Source organism: uncultured Stenotrophomonas sp. (genome assembly GCF_963519925.1).
Classification (GTDB): domain Bacteria; phylum Pseudomonadota; class Gammaproteobacteria; order Xanthomonadales; family Xanthomonadaceae; genus Stenotrophomonas; species Stenotrophomonas maltophilia_AE.
In genome coordinates, this window is the sequence record NZ_CAUQPH010000243.1 from 1 (window position 1) to 2775 (window position 2775).

The following is a 2775-nucleotide window of genomic DNA, read 5'->3' on the forward strand; positions in this document are numbered from 1 at the left end:
AGGTGTACCAGCAGGTCCAGCATCGCGATACGCGCCACCTGGGCCAGCAGCACTACGGCGACCAGCAGGGTTACCGGAAGAAGAAGAAGGAAAGCTTCCTGTCCGACCTGTTCGATTTCTGACCGTCGCGGGAATCCCCGGGCGCGCGTGGCGCCCGGGAGGGCCGGTCAGAACCAGACGCGGACGCCGGCAACCCAGCGCGTGTCACGGGTGTGTTCCCCTGCCGCCTGGTGGTAATCGGCGGTGTCGCCGAACAGACGCTCGTGGCTGATGCCGATGTACGGCGCGAAGCGGCGGCTGAACTCGTAGCGCAGGCGCAGCCCGGCCTCGACCTTGTTCAGGCCGGCAGCCATGCCGTGTTCGGGTTCGTCCCTGGCCGCCAGCGTGGCTTCCACCAGCGGCTGCAGGATCAGGCGGTTGGTGAGCAGCAGTTCGTACTCGACCTCCAGCGTGGCCGCCAATTGTCCACCGTCGCCGACATACGCCGTCGCCGAGGTTTCGAACTTGTAGGGGGCCAGGCCCTGGATGCCGAACGCGGCCCAGGTGCGTGAGTCCGCAGGACGGAAGTCCTGCTTCACGCCCACCAGCACGTCCCACCACGGCGACACGCTGCGCCCGTACAGCACTTCCAGGTCGGACGCTCCGGTGCGCCCGCCACTGCGTTCGCCTTCGCTGCGTAGCCACAGGCGGTTGATGTTGCCGCCAATCCACCCACTGGCTTCCCAGGTTTGGCCGGTGCGGTGCTGGCCATCCCAATGTTCCAGCCGGTTGATCAGCAGCAGGTTGTGCACGTTGGGCGCGTGCTCCATCGCATCATGGTTGATGGGCGGGAAGGCGGCCGCACGGTCGGCGTCGGTGACCTCGGGAATGGGTTCGCGCGGCGCGCTCGGCGCGGTGCCATGGTCCATGGCGGCGTGATCAATGGTCGAGTGGGCCATCTGCGCGTGGTCGACGTCGCCGTGATTCATGGTCGAATGGTCCATCGTCGAATGGTCCACCGCAGCCGGTGCAGCAGCGGGTGTTTCATCGGCATGTGCGTGCGCATGCGACTGCGCCCACGCCGGTCCCGCGATGGCGGTGAGCAGCGCAACAGTGAGCAGCTTCATTCTTCAATCCTCACTTCGCGCATCATCCCTGCTTCCATGTGATACAGCAGGTGGCAGTGGTAGGCCCAGCGACCCAGCGCATCGGCGCGCACGCGGTAGCTGCGGCGGGTACCGGGTGGCATGTCGATGGTGTGCTTGCGCAGCTGGAACTCGCCGCCGGCATTTTCCAGGTCGCTCCACACCCCGTGCAGGTGGATGGGGTGCTGCATCATGGTGTCGTTGACCAGCACGATGCGCATGCGCTCGCCGTAGTTCAGGCGCAGCGGTTCGGCGCTGGCGAACGGAACGCCATCGAACGACCAGCTGAACTTTTCCATGTGTCCGGTCAGGTGCAGTTCGACCTCCCGCGACGGCTCGCGGCCATCCGGATCCTCGAACAGGCTGCGCATCGCGCCGTAGGTGAGCACCTGGCGGCCGTTGTCGCGCAGTCCGATGCCGGGGTCGTCGAGCTTGGGCTCGATGGCCGCGCTCTGCATGTCGACCAGCGGGTTGCCGTTCTCGCTCGCGGCGTGGCGTGGCGCCTTGCTGTTGCTGCCATGGCCGGCGTGGCCCATGTTGGCGCCGCAACCTCCTTCCATGCCCTTCATGTCGTGGCCCATGCCACCCATGTCATGCCCCATATCGCTCATGGTCAGCAGCGGGCGCGGGTCGCGCGCGGGAATCGGCGCCTGCAGGCCATGGCGGACGGCAAGGGTGCCTGCGGCGTAACCGGTGCGGCCCATGTCCTGGCAGAAGATCGTGTACGCGTCCTGGCCACTGGGTTCGACGATGACATCGAACGTTTCGGCAGGGGCAATGCGGAATTCGTCGATGCTCACCGGGTGGATGTACTGCCCGTCGGCGGCCACCACGGTCATCTTCAGGCCGGGGATGCGCACGTCGAAGTAGGTCATGGAGCCGCCGTTGATGAAGCGCAGCAGCACGCGTTCGCCACTGCGGAACAGGCCGGTCCAGTTGCCCGCCGGTGCGGTGCCGTTGAGCAGGTAGGTGTAGGTGTGGGCGTTGATGTCGGAGATGTCGGTCGGGGTCATCCGCATCCGCCCCCACATGCCACGGTCGGCGGTGGCCGCGCTCCAGCCTTCGCGGCGCACGTCGCGCAGGAAGTCCGGCAAGGTGCGCTTGTAGTAGTTGTCGTGCTCGGCGAGCTTCTTCATGCGCCGGAACAGCGCGCCCGGGTCCATGTCGGTCCAGTCCGAGAGCAGGATCACGTGCTCGCGGTCGAACCGGTACGGGGCCGGCTGCAGCGGATCGACGATCAGTGCCCCGTACAGGCCGGCCTGTTCCTGGAACATCGAATGGCTGTGGTACCAGTAGGTGCCCGATTGCTTGAGGGTGAAGCGGTAGTCGTACGCCTCGCCCGGGGCGATGCCGTTGAAGCTCAGGCCGGGCACGCCGTCCATGTTGGCCGGCAGCAGGATGCCGTGCCAGTGGATCGAGGTGGGATGGTCCTGCAGGGCGTTGGCCACGCGCACGCTGACGGTGTCGCCTTCGCGCCAGCGCAGGATCGGCGCCGGCAGGCTGCCGTTGACGGTGATCGCCGGCCGGGTGCGACCGGTGAAGTTGGCCAGCGACTCGCCGATGCTCAGCTGGAACTGCTGGCCGCTGAGGACCTGCGGGGCGGTGGCCACGCGGGGGCCGGCATCGGCCAGGGCGCGCGCGGGCATGGCGC

At 67.3% G+C, this 2775-nt stretch carries 2 protein-coding genes; both read right to left on the minus strand.

The features are described from left to right. Window positions 1-167: 167 nt before the first annotated feature. A complete protein-coding gene (locus RWO33_RS20050) occupies window positions 168-1106 on the minus strand; it encodes a copper resistance protein B (RefSeq protein ID WP_314107204.1) in 939 nt (312 codons plus the stop codon). After that, window positions 1103-2775 (minus strand): copper resistance system multicopper oxidase (locus RWO33_RS20055; protein WP_314107206.1); only part of this gene is annotated, 1673 nt, incomplete at its 5' end. The genes RWO33_RS20050 and RWO33_RS20055, both read right to left, overlap by 4 nt.

Excerpts from the sequence above, each read along its gene's own strand:
- RWO33_RS20050 (WP_314107204.1), bottom strand. The coding sequence starts at position 1,106 with ATGAAGCTGCTCACTGTTGCGCTGCTCACCGCCATCGCGGGACCGGCG.